Below are 17065 nucleotides of genomic sequence, written 5' to 3' on the forward strand. Positions count from 1 at the left end.
TTGAAGCGGAGCCCAAGGTTTAACAGTCGTTTGCTTCCAACCAACACGCAAACATTTAAACCATTATATGGCTACATTTACACAATTGGGCCTTGAGAAAAACTTACTTCAGGCCATTACCGACATGGGTTTTGAAACCCCTTCGGAAGTACAAGAAAAAACAATCCCTATTTTATTGGACCGGGAAACAGATATCGTTTCCTTAGCACAAACCGGGACCGGTAAAACCGCAGCGTTTGGGTTCCCGATGCTCCAAAAAATACACATAGAAAGCCGCACCACGCAAGGGCTTATTCTTTCGCCAACCCGTGAGCTTTGTTTACAGATCACCAAAGAGCTGGAAAGCTACGGAAAACATAAAAAAGGACTTAATGTGGTCGCCATTTACGGTGGTGCCAGCATTAGCGATCAAGCCCGCCAAATTAAAAAAGGAGCACAGATTATCGTTGCCACGCCCGGAAGGATGAAAGACATGATTGGCCGCGGGATGATCGATATTTCAAAAATTGAATATTGCGTTCTCGACGAAGCAGATGAGATGCTGAACATGGGCTTCTACGAAGACATCACTGAAATACTGTCACATTCGCCAAAAGATAAAAGTACGTGGCTGTTTAGCGCAACCATGCCAAAAGACGTGGCAAAAATTGCCAAGAAGTTTATGCACAGTCCGGTTGAAATTACCGTGGGCAGCAAAAACGTAGGTACCGAAAACGTTTCGCACGAATATTACTTGGTCAATGCCAGGGACCGGTATTTGGCGTTGAAACGGTTGGCCGATGCCAACCCCGATATCTTTTCGGTAGTCTTTTGCCGCACCAAGCGCGATACCCAAAAAGTCGCTGAAAAACTGATTGAAGACGGCTACAACGCTGCTGCCCTGCACGGTGATTTGAGTCAGAACCAGCGTGATTTGGTCATGAAATCATTCCGTACGCGACAAATACAGATGTTGGTCGCAACCGATGTTGCCGCCCGTGGTATTGATGTGGACGATATTACCCACGTGATCAATTACCAATTGCCAGACGAAATTGAAACCTATACCCACCGTAGCGGCCGTACCGGTCGTGCTGGAAAAAGCGGGGTTTCTATGGTAATTGTCTCAAAAAGTGAGCTCCGGAAAATCAAGAGCATTGAAAAAATCATTCAAAGAAGCTTTACCAAAAAAGAAATCCCCAGCGGGATGGAAATCTGTGAAACGCAACTGTTCCATTTGGCCAATAGCATCAAAAACACCGAGGTCAATCAAGAGATCGAACCTTATTTGCCAAATATCAATGAGGTCTTAGAAGGTTTCAGCAAAGAAGAATTGATTAAAAAAGTATTTTCGGTAGAGTTTACGCGTTTTTACAATTATTACAAAAACGAAAAAGACCTCAATGCTGCGGCCGGCGATCCTTCGGCGGGTCATAATCCAGATAGTGTGCGTTATTTCATCAATATTGGAGGGCGCGACGATTTCAACTGGATGAGCCTAAAAGATTTCTTAAAAGATTTACTTAGTTTAGGTCAGGACGATGTGTTCCGTGTAGATGTAAAGGATTCGTTTTCCTTTTTCAATACCGATAAAAAGCATCAAGATTTGGTTTTGAGCATTTTTGACGATTTTAAGCTGGATGGACGTAACATTTCAGTAGAAATAAGCAAGGACGGCCGAAAAAAAGGTGGCGGAAAAAGTGGTGGCAAAGGCCGGAAATCGGGCAGACGAAGCGGAAAAAGTTTTGACGGCGGAAAACCGAATTTTAAAGGCAAAAGCCGGAGGAGAGGCCAAAAACCTTCCGGAAAAGGTACCGGCGGTAAACGCAGAAGACGCAATTAATAAATAAATTGCCCACCTTTTGAAACTTTGGCACGGATGTTTCGTCTATTTATGTAAATTTACCCAAATTAGCTATGAAAAAACATCTTTTACTTTTAGTGTTCTGTACGATATCGTGGATGGCCTTCTCGCAAGAAAACGCGCCCATCAAGGGAAAGGTGCTCAGCAGTGCCACCGATGAGCCACTGGAAAATGTGAACATCGTGAACCTGAGCGAGGTAATTGGTACCACGACCGATAAGGATGGTGATTTTTCCATTCGTGCCAAAGTGAATGACACGCTTTATTTCAGTTATTTAGGGTATAAATCCATTAGGGTTCGCGTGACCAATGACTGGCTTAAATTTGGCGACATTAAAGTAAAAATGACCGAGCTGGGCATCGCCTTGGAAGAAGTGGTGGTTAAACCCGTACAGCTCACCGGATATGTAGAGGTCGATGCCAAAATAATCCCGGTGTACGACAATTACCGCTACCGTATTTCGGGTTTGAGCACAGGTTACGAAGGCGGAAGCAGGCAACCAGGAGCCGTCAACAAAGTGTTGAGCGCCATATTTAACCCGGCCGATTTTCTTTACAATGTCTTCGGAAAACGGCCCAAACAAATGCGCAAGCTCCGTAAAATGAAGGAAGATGACGAAATACGCAACTTGCTTGCCAATAAATACGATAGGGAAACCCTTATGGCAGTGCTACAATTGGAACGCGTGGATATTGACGAGATATTGAACAATTGCAGCTATTCCGAAAACTTCATAAAAACAGCAAGCGATCTCCAAATCCTCGACGCCATTAGTGAATGCTACGAAGAATATAAGGTGTTGAACCGGGGGAAAGGGTAAATAGGTTCTTTGTTTCAGTGTTTTGGATGGGCTTTTTGTATTTTAGTGTGCTCATAAACCAAGCGCCATGAAGCAACTGATCGCAACTCAAAAAGAATTTTTTAACACCCACACCACAAAAGCTGTTTCCTTCAGGAAAAAACAACTCAATACATTAGAGACCGTTTTAAAGGAAAACGAAAGCTTATTGAACGAAGCCATTTATGGCGATTTTAAAAAATCGGGGTTCGAAACGTATGTGAGCGAGTTGGCTTTGCTGTACCACGATATAAAACAAGCCAAACGCAACCTGAAAAATTGGTCCGGTAGAAAACGGGTTTCAACCAACTTGCTGAATTTCCCGGCAACAAGTTACATTATACCCGAACCTCTTGGAGTCTGCTTGGTCATTGGCGCGTGGAATTACCCTTACCAATTGTCCCTTGCTCCCGTTGTAGCTGCATTGGCCGCCGGTAATACAGTGGTTTTAAAACCCAGTGAACTGCCTGCAAATACCAGTAACATTATTGCTCAATTGATCAATGAAAACTTTGACCCGAGAGTGTTTAAGGTAATCGAAGGTGGTGTACCCGAAACAACCGAACTTTTAAAACAGGATTTCGATAAGATTTTCTTTACCGGAAGTACCAAAGTGGGCAAGATTGTATATAAAGCCGCTGCCGAAACCCTCACGCCCGTCACCTTGGAAATGGGCGGAAAGAGTCCGGCTTTTGTTACCGAAGACTGCAATATGAAAATGACCGCAAAAAGATTGGTCTGGGCCAAGTTTTTAAATGCTGGCCAAACCTGTATTGCGCCAGACTATGTAATGGTGCACGAACGCGTAAAAGATGAATTTTTAGAGCTGCTAAAAGCCGAAATCGAGAAAGAGCGCTTTGCCTTTGAAAATGATAACTGCGTCCAGATTATCAATGATGATAATTTTGACCGGCTTGAAAAAATGATTCCGCAGGATAAAATATACTACGGTGGAACCTTGAGCAAAGAAAGCCGTTACATACAACCTACAGTTCTTCAAAATATTTCATTTGATGATGCGCCAATGCAAGAAGAAATTTTCGGCCCCATTTTACCGGTGATTGCTTATACTAATGTAGAAGATGCTATATCTAAGGTGCGAACATTTCCGAAGCCGTTGTCCTGCTATGTGTTCACCAGCGATAAGAAAACAAAACAGAAAATCCTGAAAGAAATTTCCTTTGGAGGAGGCGCCGTAAACGATGCGGTGATGCACATTTCGAACCCAAACCTGCCTTTTGGTGGCGTGGGCCAGAGCGGAATAGGCAGTTACCACGGCAAAGCCGGTTTTGACTGTTTTACGCATTATAAAAGCATTCTCGATAAACCTACCTGGCTGGAGCTTCCCATTAAATATTATCCGCATACCAAAAACAAACTGAAGTGGATCAAACGGATGATGCGTTGGCAGTAAAATTTTATCGTTGGTTTTACGAGATACTGTAATAATGGCAAGATTAAGCCATTGGCGAGGTTTGAAATATTTACAAAACCCTGTGCCAGAATATTGAAATTCAAATGTTTGGGTCTGTGTGAGTAAGAAACCTCCTGAAATTTTTCATATAAGTTAGGGTTTAGTGTTATTATTGTGTGAGAATACAAAAAATGAAACTGCTGCAGGATATTGAATGGTGCAGCTAACCGTTTATTAACCTTTTTTTCTCGATAGTTTATATAAAAATGCTTCAGACTTTTATTCATTATACCCTTCATTTTCTGGCTCCAGGTCTTATTGCATTTGTTTTTTTCAGAAACAATTGGAAAAAGGCTTGGTTGATCATGATTGCTACCATGCTCGTAGATGTGGATCATGTATTGGCAGATCCAATATTTTCTCCAGAACGCTGTAGCATTGGGTTTCATCCCTTGCATTCGTATTATGCCATTGGGGTTTACGTACTGCTTCTGTTCTTCAAAAAAACCAGAATCGTTGCCGTAGGATTGCTGTTTCATATGCTAACAGATTTTATTGATTGTTGGTGGATCAAGTAGTGATTTGGTGGAAAACGATATATAAATAAAAAATCGCTATCTTTCTTCCCTGTTGAACTCCCCCGTTATTAAATTCTGAAGAACTATGCTCACAAAAGTTTATGGGAGTGCCGTGTTTGGCGTAGAAGCGACCACGATAACCGTTGAAGTGAATACCGACATAGGCGTTGGCTATCATCTGGTTGGCCTGCCAGACAATGCCATTAAAGAAAGCAATTACCGTATTGCCGCCGCTTTACAGAACAACGGTTTTAGAATCCCTGGAAAAAAGATAACCCTCAACATGGCGCCAGCCGATCTTCGTAAAGAAGGCTCGGCCTACGACCTTACTTTAGCCCTCGGCATTTTGGTCTCAACCGGACAAATAAAAGAGAACAATCCGCTTTCTGAATACATTATCATGGGCGAACTCTCCTTGGACGGAAGTTTGCAACCCATTCGCGGCGCCTTGCCCATTGCCATAAAAGCTAAAGAAGAAGGCTTTAAAGGTTTTATTCTCCCAAAGCAGAATGCCAAGGAAGCTGCGATAGTTGACGGCTTGGAAGTCTATGGCGTAGGTACCATTGAAGAAGTGATCGACTTTTTTAATGCTGAAATCCCGCTGGAACAAACTCTCGTCGATATGGAAGCCGAATTTTACGAACATTTGGAAAATCCTGAATTCGACTTTAGCGATGTAAAAGGACAGGAAAGCATTAAACGTTGTATGGAAATTGCGGCTGCCGGCGGGCATAATATTATATTGATCGGGCCGCCGGGTTCGGGAAAAACGATGTTGGCCAAACGTTTGCCCAGTATTTTACCGCCCTTGTCACTAAGTGAAGCTTTGGAAACCACTAAAATACACAGTGTCGCCGGCCGAACAAAAGAAAAAGGCGGTATTATGACTGCGCGGCCTTTCCGAAGTCCCCACCACACCATTAGCGACGTCGCTTTAGTTGGTGGCGGCCAATATCCACAACCGGGAGAAATTTCATTGGCACACAACGGTGTTTTGTTTCTCGATGAACTGCCCGAATTTAAACGCAGTGTTCTCGAAGTAATGCGCCAACCACTCGAAGATAGGGACGTTACCATTTCCCGGGCGCGGTTTACGGTTACCTATCCGTCCAGTTTTATGTTGGTGGCAAGTATGAATCCCAGTCCCGGCGGTTACTTCAACGATCCCGATGCCCCGGTTACCTCTTCGCCGGCTGAAATGCAACGGTACTTGAGCAAAATATCCGGCCCGTTGTTGGATAGGATCGATATCCACATAGAAGTGACCCCAGTCCCATTTGAAAAATTGAGCGAAGACCGAAAAGGAGAGTCCAGTGTCATAATACGGGAGCGGGTAACAAAGGCCAGAAAAATACAGTCTGAACGTTTTGCCGAAATTGAAAACATCCATTACAATGCACAAATGGGCGTCAAACAAATTAGAAAATTCTGTAAACTGGACGAAGCCTCCTTACAGTTGCTGAAAACCGCCATGGAACGCTTAAACCTTTCCGCCCGTGCGTACGATCGGATTTTAAAAGTATCCAGAACCATAGCCGATTTAGATAATTCAGAAAACATTACTGGCAACCATATTTCCGAAGCCATTCAGTACAGAAGCTTGGACCGGGATGGGTGGTTTGGATAATAAATGATTTGTAATCGAAAAGCAAAGAGTAGAACAAGGACACTGAGTGATCCCGATTTTTCATCGGGATTGTATCGAAGTGTTCATCGGGATTGTATCGGAGTGTGCATCAAGATTGTATGGCAATGTGATAGAGCCGAAACTATTTTTAACATTTCATTAAGACCGCCACCAACTTGCAATTGTATCTTTAACGCTTCATTAAACCAAAAAAACATGATTTTAAAAAATTCCCTAAAAACAACGTTGGCCATTTTAATGATGACGGCGTTGGTTTTTACGGCCTGTAAGAATGAAAAGGCCGTGGCAGACAAAGAAGAAAGCGCCTCGCTTTCTGTCGATTTTGAAAAGTATGAACTGGAAAACGGCTTGGACGTGGTCTTGCATCAAGATACAAGCGATCCCATTGTTTCGGTCGCCATCCAATATGGGGTGGGTTCCAACCGTGAAAAAACCGGGCGTACGGGTTTTGCGCATTTGTTTGAGCATATGCTGTTTCAAGAATCGGAGAACGTTCCTCAGGATCAATTCTTCAAAAAAATACAGGATGCCGGCGGGACTTTAAACGGTGGTACGTGGAAAGACGGTACCATTTATTATGAAGTGGTGCCCAAAAACGCCATGGAAATGGTGCTTTGGATGGAAAGCGACCGTATGGGGTATTTAATCAATACCGTAACCGAAAGTGCGTTTTATAACCAACAGGAAGTGGTTCAAAATGAAAAGAGGCAGCGCGTTGATAATAACCCGTACGGACACACCAACTGGGTGATCGACAAAAACATCTATCCGGAAGGGCATCCGTACAATTGGCAGGTTATTGGCGAATTAAAAGACCTTCAAAATGCGACGGTGGAAGATGTGCGCGAATTTTACGACCGCTTCTATGGCCCAAACAATGCGACACTGGTGTTGGCAGGTGATTTTGAAAAATCGGAAACAAAAGACTTGATAGAAAAATATTTCGGCGAAATTAAAAAACGGCAAGAGGTCGAAAAAATGGAACCACAGCCGGTTACCATTTCAGAAACCAAACGCCTGTACCACGAAGATAATTTTGCGAATGCCCCGCAATTGAATATGGTATGGCCAACGGTACAGCAATACACCGACGATGCGTATGCGTTGGATTTCTTGGCTGAAATCCTTTCCGATGGAAAAAAAGCACCTTTATATAAGGTACTGGTTAAAGATAAAAATTTGACTTCACGAACTTCGGCTTACAACAGTTCGCAGGAACTGGCCGGGGAATTCAGGATCAACATTACTGCTAATAATGGCGTAGACCTGGACAGCGTAGAAGCCGGAATAAAAGAGGCTTTTGCGTTATTTGAACAAGAAGGCGTGACCGATCGTGATATTGAACGCATTAAAGCGGGTCTGGAAACAGATTTTTACAACGGCATCAGCAGTGTGTTGGGGAAATCGTTTCAGCTGGCACGTTACAATACCTTTACGGGCGACCCTGGCTTTATCGAGGAAGATATTGAAAACATCAAAGACGTCACCAAAGAAGATGTGATGCGCGTGTACAATAAATACATAAAAGACAAGCCTTTTGTATTGACCAGCTTCGTCCCAAAAGGCCAAATGGAACTGGTTGCTGAAAATTCAGAAAAAGCACCGGTTGTAGAAGAGGAAATAAAAGAAAACGTAGAAAAAAACATAACAGAATCCAATGAAACGATCGCCAAAACACCTTCAAGTTTCGACCGCTCCGTAGAGCCCGAACAAGGCCCGGCACCAGCATTGAGCATCCCAGATACGTGGACCGCCCAATTGGAAAACGGTATGGAAGTTTATGGCATAGAGCAAAATGAAATCCCTACGGTCAATTTCAGTTTAGTGATTGAAGGCGGCCATTTAATGGACAGCAAAGACAAAAACGGCGTCGCTAATCTGATGACCGACATTATGATGGAAGGCACCCAAAACAAAACCCCGGAAGAACTGGAAGAAGCCATCGATCTATTGGGAGCGTCCATCAATATGTACACCACCAACGAGTCTATTGTCATCCGTGGAAATACGTTAACGCGTAATTTTGATAAAACAATGGATTTGGTCGAGGAAATTTTATTGGAACCACGTTGGGACCAAGAGGAGTTGGGCCGAATAAAAACCAAGACCATTAACCAGATAAAACGTAGTGCTGCCAATCCTAATCGGGTGGCGAGCAATGTGTACAATAAGTTGCTGTATGGCGAAGATCATATTTTCAGCCTGCCCACCAGCGGAAGCGAAGAATCTGTAGGAGCCATAACAATGGCAGACTTAAAAGAATTCTACAACGAGAATTTTTCGCCTTCTATCAGTACGTTTCACGTGGTCGGTAAAATAGACCAAGAAGAAACCCTGAAACAATTGAACGGACTGGAAAAACGTTGGGAAGCCAAAGACGTCACCATTCCCGAATATCCAATGCCAGAGAAGCGCGACAAAGCTTCCCTGTATTTTGTTGACATTCCAAATGCCAAGCAGTCTGTAATCAATATTGGTTATATCGCGTTACCACGAACTGATAAGGACTTTTACCCTGCTGAGGTAATGAACTACAAATTAGGTGGTTCTTTTAACGGTAATGTAAACCTGATCCTGCGAGAAGAAAAAGGATACACTTACGGAGCTCGTACCGGTTTCAGCGGTAGTAAAACCCCAGGTAAGTTTACCGCATCGTCCAGTGTGCGAACCAATACCACAGGCGAGTCGGTACAAATATTCAAAGATCAAATTGCCAAGTACAAAGAAGGCATCAGCGAAGAAGATTTGGAGTTCACCAAAAATGCAATGATCAAATCGAACGCCCGCCGTTTTGAAACCCAGTTCTCGTTATTGGGCATGCTTCAGGAAATGAGCAGTTACGAGCTACCTGAAAATTATATTGAAAACGAAGAGTCCATTGTTAAAAACATGACCTTGGAACAACATCGAGCCTTGGCCAACAAATATTTGGATGAATCCAAGATGGCTTATGTAGTGGTTGGTGATGCCGCTACCCAGTTTGCCCAATTTAAGGATATGGGCTTTGATGAAGTGAAACTCTTGAACAAAGAAGGCGAGGAAGTAAAGCTGGAAGAAGTTGAAATGTAATTCATAAATTCCAAGTCAATGATAAATAGGGATGCCAATTGGTGTCCCTTTTTTATAAAAACTGCATAGACCTCAAGGGTTTTAGCTTGTCCGCCGGAGCTATTTCAGCGTAGGAGGTAAAACCTTTAAGGTCTTTTTTTCTATCTTTAGCTTTTCATCCTGAATTAATTCTGAAATAAGCTGTTATGAAGACACGCTCCTTTTTTATCCTATTACTTTCAATAATCGTAAGTTGTAATCCTTCCGAAGAAAAAAAGAAGACCAAAACCAAGATGGAACCTGAACATAACACCGCAGCCAAATCTGAAATCGAGCAATACGATGCTCCTTCGTTTACAGTTGCTGAAGCCAACCAGTTAATTGAATTTCCTTTGCACTGTGTGGAAAACGAATACCCCAATAAGTTAGGGCAGACCATCGGCAGCGATGAAGATTTGCAGTCCCCCGAGGCGTTGCATCCCATTTTTTACGGCTGTTTTGACTGGCATAGTGCCGTGCACGGTTATTGGTCTATGGTAACCTTGTTAAAACAGTTTCCCGATATGGAAAAGGCTGATGAAATAAAACAACTGCTCCAGAAGAACATGACCACTAAAAACGTTTTAAAAGAGTTGGACTATTTTCAAAAAGACATCAATAAAACCTACGAGCGCACTTATGGGTGGGCGTGGTTGTTGAAACTCACCGAAGCGTTGCACAGCTGGGACGACCCCATGGCCCAACAATTGGCAGAAAACCTACAGCCATTGACCGATGAAATCGTTTTAAAATACAAAGAATATTTGCCCAAACTGGTATATCCCATCCGTGTGGGCGAACACACCAACACTGCTTTCGGCTTGGCGTTTGCGTGGGATTATGCAAATGCGACCGGTGATACAGCATTTAAGAAGCTGATTGAAAAAAGAGCCAAAGACTTTTACCTGAAAGACGAAAATTGCCCCATCACTTGGGAACCCAGCGGATATGATTTTCTCTCGCCCTGCTTAGAAGAAGTGGATATTATGCGACGCGTACTTTCTGAAACGGAATTTAAAGACTGGTTAGACACCTTTTTACCCGCTTTAAAAAACAATGACTACCATCTTGAACCGGGAAAAGTAGGCGATAGAAGCGATGGAAAATTAGTACACCTTGACGGGCTTAACTTTAGTCGGGCTTGGGTGTTTTATGGTTTGGCAAATCAATATCCCGAATACAAACACCTAACAAATAGTGCAAATGAACATGTTTCCTATTCATATCCTAATTTAGTGGGCGATTCGTATGAAGGCGGACACTGGCTGGCGAGTTTTGCCATTTATGCCCTTCAGCAAAACCGTAGCGATGAAGGTAAAGCACCGCATTAAAAATATTGGTCCCGGTGCCTTGGTGGCTGCCGCTTTTATAGGTCCGGGAACGGTAACCGTTTGCATTGTTACCGGAGTTGCGTATGGTTTTACCTTAATCTGGGCCATGGTGTTGTCGATCATCGCCACCATCGTGCTTCAGGAAATGGCCGTTAGGTTGGGCTTGGTGTACGGAAAAGGGCTGGCCGAAGCGGTCCGTAGCGAAATAACTTCAAAAACAGTCCGCGTGGTCGCTTTGCTGCTTATCCTTTCGGCCATATTAATAGGAAACGCTGCCTACGAAGCCGGCAACATTACTGGCGGAATGTTGGGTGTAGAAACCTTGCTTTCAAAATCCACTCTGTCCATTGCTGCCATGGAATTCAATTTTTTAAGTGTATTGATCGGTGCCATTGCTTTTATATTATTGTTTATAGGAAATTATAAAATAATAGAGCGCAGTCTCGTTGCTTTGGTAGTTTTAATGAGCCTTTCTTTTATAATCACCGCGTTTTTAACCCAGCCCAACTGGATGGAAGTGTTGAAAGGGATGTTTGTGCTTACCATCCCCAAAGAAGGTGTTTTGGCTATCATCGCCTTGGTAGGGACAACTGTGGTACCCTATAACCTTTTTTTGCATGCGGCATTGGTCAACGAAAAATGGAAGGGGAAAGAAAATTTAAAAGCAGCTAAAACCGATCTGTATTTTTCGGTCGTTCTTGGCGGGTTGGTTTCCATTGCCATTATTGTTTGTGCGGCTTCCATTGGCAGTTCAGAAATCAACAATGCGGCAGACTTGGCGCAAAGTTTGGAACCGCTATTTGGTGGTTTTGCAAAATACTTTTTGAGCTTAGGGCTGTTCGCCGCGGGGATTACTTCAGCCATTACGGCACCTTTGGCGACGGCGTATGTGGCAAGGGGCTGTTTTAACTGGGATGCCGGACTGCAATCGAAAAAATTCCGTGCTGTGTGGATGCTCGTACTGCTAACGGGTGTGCTTTTTTCTTCGGTAGGATTTAAACCAATTGAAGTCATTCATTTTGCACAAGTGGCCAACGGTATTTTATTACCGGTCATCGCTGGTTTTTTGTTATGGGCCGTAAATAAAAAAACAGTGTTGGGGCCTTTTAAGAACACTGCAGCCCAAAATGTTTTAGGTTTTCTTATTGTGCTTGTTGCGGTTGTTTTAGGCCTTCGAAGCCTTGCAAAAGTGTTTTTTGATATTTAAATGCTGGACACTGAATGCTGGAATTTGGAAAAATGTACTTCCCTATAAATAGTGTTGACCGTTTTGAGAGTCATTAGTTTTCAGAAAAAAAATTGATTTTTCAACCAATTAATTGATTTGTTGTTTTTACCTTAACGGATACCGATTACAGGTGGCTGAGCGGAGTCGAAACCCCGGAAATAAAACCCAAAACATGAAACATATAGACATCAACGCAGATTTGGGCGAGGGCAGTGGTTTTGACAAAGCCATTATGCCATTGATTGCTTCTTGCAGTATTGCCTGTGGCGGGCATTATGGTAACGAAAGTACGATGCGCACGGCCATTCAATTGGCAAAGAAGTACGATGTGAAAATTGGTGCTCATCCTTCGTTTCCCGATAAAGATAACTTCGGAAGGAAGATCATTACGATGACCAAAAAAGAGCTCACCGCAACCGTTTTTAACCAATTGCTGCATTTTTTGGCGGTTTGTGAAACCGAAGAAGCCACCATCCATCATATAAAATTGCACGGCGCTTTATATAATTATGCCGCCAAAGATGCCCCCACGGCCGATGCGGTAGTGGAAGCGATTGTACAGACAAAAGTACGCCCTAAATTGTATGTGCAATACAATTCGGTTTTGCACCGTAAGGCCGAAAACTTGCTGCCTTTGGAATTTGAAGCGTTCATTGACAGACGCTACAACGACGACCTTTCTTTGGTTTCCCGAAGTGAGCCCGGTGCGCTCATAGAAAAACCAAGAACTGCTTGGAAACAGCTGTTTACCATGGTTTCCGAAGAAAAGGTGACAACCGCCTCCGGGATTGCTAAACCAATCAATGCCTCTACCTATTGCATTCATAGCGATAACCAACAATCGGTTGAAATTTTGCAGTACATCCATAACCAAATGAAAAATAATGGGTTAACTTTAAACCGATGAAACAGCCAAATATAAAACCCTATGGTGAAAAGGCCGTATTGATCGAGTGGAGCCCTTCCATCGACAATGAAACCCTTACCCACGTTTTGCAGGCAAAACAGTTGGTCTTGGAAACATTTCCTGAACAGGTGCTCGAAACCGTTCCTGCTTACAGTTCTTTGGCAGTTTTTTTGAACAAAGCGGTGCAACAAGATGCTTTTATCGAACAATTGGCGGAAAAACTGAAAAACACGGCTAAGGCAGAGCCGGCAATTTCGCGGGTGTTGCAAATTCCGGTGTGTTACGACCCAAAATTTGCCCTCGATATTGAAAAAGTGGCAAAGAAAAACAACTTAACGGTTGCGGAAGTTATCGAGCTTCATACCCAACCACAATACAAGGTCTATTTTTTGGGCTTTTTGCCCGGTTTCCCTTACTTAGGTGGCTTGGACGGGCGTTTAAAAACACCCAGAAGAGAAAATCCGAGAGAGAAAATAGAAACAGGGTCGGTTGCCATTGCAGGCTCACAAACGGGAATTTATACCGCTTCTTCCCCTGGCGGATGGAACATAATAGGAAAATGTCCTTTGCGATTTTTTTCCATTGAAAAGAAACCACCTGCTTTATTGAAGTTTGGGGATTTTATAAAGTTTGTCTCCATCTCTAAAGATGAATACCGTAAAATTGAAGTGGAAGTAAATGTCGATATCTATAAAATAGGGGAGGAGGCCAAAAATGATTGAAGTGTTGAAACCAGGACTGTTCACCACGGTACAAGACAAAGGCCGGATGGGTTATCGCAGCTTGGGCGTACCATTGAGTGGCGCAATGGACGCCATGTCGGCAGCTATGGCCAACAAATTAGTGCACAATAACACCCAAACCGCGGTTTTGGAATTTACTATGATGGGACCCCGACTTTTATTTAAAGCGCCCACCGTTATAGCTGTTTGTGGAGCGGGTTTTCACGTGAGGATAAACGATAGGCCAATCGAACTGGACAAAGCCACTGAAATTGCCGAAAACGATGTGTTGAAAATTGACCATCCCGACTACGGGAATTATGGTTATTTGGCCGTTATGGGCGGTTTTGATACCGAAAAGGTCTTGGAAAGCCAGAGTTTTTACCGTACCATCACAAAAAAAGAACAACTTGCCAAAGGCGACCTGTTGAAATTTACAACGGCTTCTTCCGAAAGAATAAGGCGCCATGCTTCATTTTCATTAGACAGACACCATTTTAAAAATGAAACGGTTGAAGCATTTCCAGGTCCTGAATTTGATTTGCTTCCGAAGACATTTCAGAAAAAAGTATTAGAATCACACTTAAAGGTAAAACCACAAAGCAACCGTATGGCGTTTGTTATGGAAGGACTGGAGGGCGTTTCGGCAAAAGAAATCATAACTGCCCCTGTACAGCCAGGAACGGTGCAGCTAACGCCATCGGGCAACTGTGCGGTGTTGATGCGCGACGCCCAGACCACTGGCGGTTATGCACGGATACTGCAATTGACCGAACAGGCCATCTGCAAACTGGCGCAAAAACGGGCAGGGGAAAAGGTACGGTTTAAAGTAAAGGAACTTTTATAAGGACAACTGTGGTGCTTTGTTTGTTTCCACACGTTTAGAAGCAATAATACTTTCAATTTCCTCGAATTGCTCGGTGAGCAAAGGATGCTTCAATATGGCCCTTACGTAGTTGATGCTGCTCTTGCTTAAATGACGGGAAAGCGTGGGTTCATAATATTCCCAAGGTTCAAAAAAAGATTTGTCCTGTTTTTCGGTAAGGGAAAGTATGCGGTTGTTTTCTTCGGAAAGAAAAGTGTTAAGTTCTTTTTCAATATTTGCTGAAAGGATATAGCCTTTCAAATGGCTTTCAACGTCGGAATAGGTTACTTTATGCGGCATCATGATCTTGAAATAACGAATGGAGCCTTCGCTGGTTTTTTCGAGGTTGGTAATGTAATCGCTTAAATAGCCGGGGATTTTATCGAGATTGAGTCCGGTTTCCAAATCGGCGATAATGTTGTCCGTTTCATTTTCATTCACGGGAATATGATCGATGTGATACTGTTTTTTGAATTTCTGTATTAAATGATCGGTGTACAGGCCTTTACTGTTAATGATTTCAATGTAGGCAATTTGTTTGTCGCCCAGCACTTTTTTGTCGCGCATTAAATAATTGTGCACATCGAGGCAGCCCAACAGGCCGCTGTTGTCTATGGCCCCGGCATCGATAAAATAGCCATAGCCGGGTATTTTTGCCGCTGGACTGAACACCGGGAACCTATTGGTGGTCGATACTGCTTGATAATAGGGGATGGTTTGGTTATTTGTTAAATCGGCCAAGTTTACGGCGAATGGAAATACTTTTTCAAAATCATCTTGTTTTACAGACCAAAGGATGCCGCGGCTGCCCTGCGTTCCTGCAGTATTCATGATCAATGATGGAAAATAGCCGTTTTTGTTGAAGGCTTCTTTCCAGTAATCCCGAAATGAAATTTTGGAAAGTTTGTCGCTTGCTGTGTTCTCAATTTCATTTTGATAGTTCCGCATGGCGTAGTAAGGCCGGTCACGAAGGCCGTAGCGTTGACTGAATGGCCATATTTTACGGTACGAATCGAGCCCGAAGGTTAAGGAAAGATCGAGCGAGGTGTAATTTTGGGCGGCCAAATGATCTATTTTTTTCTGAATTTTAGTGAAATCAGTGCCGTTTTCTTTATAAAGCCCCGTGTATAATGCCAGTCCTAGCGAACCTCCAGATGCGCCGGAAAGTGCAATGGTTTGATCCAACAACCTGCCCTGGGTGTTTTTTTGTAAAGTGTTTACTACGTTGAGGGTCCAAACATTGGCTTTAAGTCCACCGCCATGCGAAGCAATGAAAAACAGCGTATTGTCGTCTTTGGCCCGCAAGCTGTCAATGAAAGCTGTTTCGGTAATTTCAGATTTAGAGTTTTTAACCAGGTCCAGTTGGTGGGTTTTAACTTCCACTGGTGCAAAAAAAGTAATGACAAAAAGCCCTACAATGACTCCCAAGGCAATGAAAATCGTTTTGTATAACTGGGTTCCGAACAGGTTGAGTTTTTTGGTCACAAAAAAATATTTGCCCAGACTCGCCAAAACAAAATAATAAAAATAAAAAAACGACAACAGGATAGGGATGCCGTTGAGCAACGGCCAACCCTCGATACTCCCCACTGTGGAAACCACAATTATGACCAAGGCGACTAAAAAGTTAAGGTTGTACAAAAGCAGGTAATTTTCTGAACGTTCCAGGAAAAGCAATCTTCCAACGATAAATTTAAAAGGGCTTAATACTTTAGAAGTACCCATTGCGGTGTAAATAGGTGTCAACTTGGTGCGCAACAGCCTAAAAAACACATAATTGAATATAAGCGCATAACTGGTGAGCAATAACAGGACAAAGCCTCCAGGGCTAAAGTTGCCCACTGTTATGGTCAAGACGAGCAACAATAGGCAGACAAAGGCCAAACTAACGTACCAAACACCTAATTTTATATAGAGTTTGTTTTCTTTGTCAAGACGCTCTTGGTGTGTGCCTGCGGAACTATCGGCGGTCTTGGCACTCGGCGACTGTTTGAGGGCGGTGAACTTCTCCTTGTAAACAATATATACCACCAACGGAACAAGCAACAGCGGGTACACGATGATCTTTACCGTTGCAAAGGGAAAGGAGTCGAAAAGAAAATTTGGCGCAAAACTGCTTATTATAAAGTGCACCCAGACACAATGGATCAATATCCCGATAGAGTACCGTAGGTAGTTGGCCCAATTGTCGGGTTTGTAATTGGACTCTGGGTTGGTGGTAAACACAAAGATGGGGAATTTTTTAAAAGGCCAAAACGGGATGGGATGGGTCTTGTGCCAATTGGTGTAATCTTCAGAATTATTGAGGTCGGCCGCATAATACGTGTAAATGGGATAATGCGACAACACAAGGGCCAAGGCATTGATAATGAAGAAACAAAGCAACAACGAAAACTTGCTGGTTTCCATCATATCGACCAGCATGGTAAATGCTTGGTCCATTTGCGTGAGCAGCAATAAAATGATCACGATGACCACCAAGCTTAAAAACGACGATTTAAAAAAGTTTTTGAACGATCGCAGAAAATGGTTCACGCCGTTTACAAAACGGACAAATAAGGACGCTTTTTTTTGTTTAGCATTCATACCATAACGATAAGACG

Annotated in this window: 12 protein-coding genes; 11 read left to right on the forward strand and 1 reads right to left on the reverse strand. The window is 43.2% G+C overall.

Features of this window, described 5'->3' with window-relative positions; all coding sequences use genetic code 11:
* Positions 1-67 precede the first annotated feature (67 nt).
* From DDV96_RS09495 to DDV96_RS09545, 11 genes are all read left to right on the forward strand, one after another.
* Entirely contained in the window at positions 68-1822 is a 1755-nt protein-coding gene (locus tag DDV96_RS09495) for a DEAD/DEAH box helicase (protein ID WP_116694523.1), read from the forward strand.
* A gap of 74 nt (positions 1823-1896) precedes the next feature.
* A complete protein-coding gene (locus DDV96_RS09500; RefSeq protein ID WP_116694524.1) occupies positions 1897-2664 on the forward strand; it encodes a carboxypeptidase-like regulatory domain-containing protein in 768 nt (255 codons plus the stop codon).
* Positions 2665-2731: 67 nt separating this feature from the next.
* Positions 2732-4096, forward strand: coding sequence for an aldehyde dehydrogenase (locus DDV96_RS09505; RefSeq protein ID WP_116694525.1), 1365 nt, complete (start codon positions 2732-2734; stop codon positions 4094-4096).
* Between the two features lie 266 nt (positions 4097-4362).
* Entirely contained in the window at positions 4363-4674 is a 312-nt protein-coding gene (locus DDV96_RS09510; RefSeq protein WP_116694526.1) for a DUF6122 family protein, read from the forward strand.
* An 85-nt stretch (positions 4675-4759) separates the two neighbouring features.
* Positions 4760-6301 (forward strand): YifB family Mg chelatase-like AAA ATPase, encoded by a 1542-nt coding sequence (locus DDV96_RS09515; protein WP_116694527.1) that lies wholly within the window; start codon positions 4760-4762, stop codon positions 6299-6301.
* 216 nt (positions 6302-6517) lie between these two features.
* Entirely contained in the window at positions 6518-9391 is a 2874-nt protein-coding gene (locus tag DDV96_RS09520; RefSeq protein WP_116694528.1) for a M16 family metallopeptidase, read from the forward strand.
* Positions 9392-9576: 185 nt separating this feature from the next.
* Positions 9577-10740, forward strand: a complete 1164-nt coding sequence (locus DDV96_RS09525) for a DUF2891 domain-containing protein (RefSeq protein ID WP_116694529.1) — start codon at positions 9577-9579, stop codon at positions 10738-10740.
* The gene (locus tag DDV96_RS09530) at positions 10718-11947 is read left to right on the forward strand and encodes an Nramp family divalent metal transporter (protein WP_116694530.1); all 1230 of its coding nucleotides are present in this window, start codon (positions 10718-10720) and stop codon (positions 11945-11947) included. Before DDV96_RS09525 ends, DDV96_RS09530 begins: the two co-directional genes overlap by 23 nt.
* A 193-nt stretch (positions 11948-12140) precedes the next feature.
* Complete coding sequence (gene pxpA, locus DDV96_RS09535; RefSeq protein ID WP_116694531.1) at positions 12141-12875, forward strand: 5-oxoprolinase subunit PxpA; 735 nt, start codon at positions 12141-12143, stop codon at positions 12873-12875.
* Positions 12872-13597 (forward strand): 5-oxoprolinase subunit PxpB, encoded by a 726-nt coding sequence (pxpB, locus tag DDV96_RS09540; protein WP_116694532.1) that lies wholly within the window; start codon positions 12872-12874, stop codon positions 13595-13597. Before pxpA ends, pxpB begins: the two co-directional genes overlap by 4 nt.
* A 1-nt stretch (position 13598) precedes the next feature.
* Entirely contained in the window at positions 13599-14444 is an 846-nt protein-coding gene (locus tag DDV96_RS09545) for a 5-oxoprolinase subunit C family protein (protein WP_165805994.1), read from the forward strand.
* On the opposite strand, the gene DDV96_RS09550 is transcribed toward DDV96_RS09545, so the two are convergent.
* Positions 14439-17048, reverse strand: coding sequence for a patatin-like phospholipase family protein (locus DDV96_RS09550; RefSeq protein ID WP_116694534.1), 2610 nt, complete (start codon positions 17046-17048; stop codon positions 14439-14441). The genes DDV96_RS09545 and DDV96_RS09550 overlap by 6 nt on opposite strands.
* Positions 17049-17065 lie beyond the last annotated feature (17 nt).

The sequence above is a fragment of the Marixanthomonas spongiae genome (genome assembly GCF_003095375.1).
GTDB lineage: Bacteria > Bacteroidota > Bacteroidia > Flavobacteriales > Flavobacteriaceae > Marixanthomonas > Marixanthomonas spongiae.

What these genes read in the sequence shown, in the direction of transcription:
- DDV96_RS09495 (WP_116694523.1), top strand. Translation starts at nt 68, where the DNA reads ATGGCTACATTTACACAATTGGGCCTTGAGAAAAACTTACTTCAGGCC.
- DDV96_RS09500 (WP_116694524.1), top strand. Translation starts at nt 1,897, where the DNA reads ATGAAAAAACATCTTTTACTTTTAGTGTTCTGTACGATATCGTGGATG.
- DDV96_RS09505 (WP_116694525.1), top strand. Translation starts at nt 2,732, where the DNA reads ATGAAGCAACTGATCGCAACTCAAAAAGAATTTTTTAACACCCACACC.
- DDV96_RS09510 (WP_116694526.1), top strand. Translation starts at nt 4,363, where the DNA reads ATGCTTCAGACTTTTATTCATTATACCCTTCATTTTCTGGCTCCAGGT.
- DDV96_RS09515 (WP_116694527.1), top strand. Translation starts at nt 4,760, where the DNA reads ATGCTCACAAAAGTTTATGGGAGTGCCGTGTTTGGCGTAGAAGCGACC.
- DDV96_RS09520 (WP_116694528.1), top strand. Translation starts at nt 6,518, where the DNA reads ATGATTTTAAAAAATTCCCTAAAAACAACGTTGGCCATTTTAATGATG.
- DDV96_RS09525 (WP_116694529.1), top strand. Translation starts at nt 9,577, where the DNA reads ATGAAGACACGCTCCTTTTTTATCCTATTACTTTCAATAATCGTAAGT.
- DDV96_RS09530 (WP_116694530.1), top strand. Translation starts at nt 10,718, where the DNA reads ATGAAGGTAAAGCACCGCATTAAAAATATTGGTCCCGGTGCCTTGGTG.
- pxpA (WP_116694531.1), top strand. Translation starts at nt 12,141, where the DNA reads ATGAAACATATAGACATCAACGCAGATTTGGGCGAGGGCAGTGGTTTT.
- pxpB (WP_116694532.1), top strand. Translation starts at nt 12,872, where the DNA reads ATGAAACAGCCAAATATAAAACCCTATGGTGAAAAGGCCGTATTGATC.
- DDV96_RS09550 (WP_116694534.1), bottom strand. Translation starts at nt 17,048, where the DNA reads ATGAATGCTAAACAAAAAAAAGCGTCCTTATTTGTCCGTTTTGTAAAC.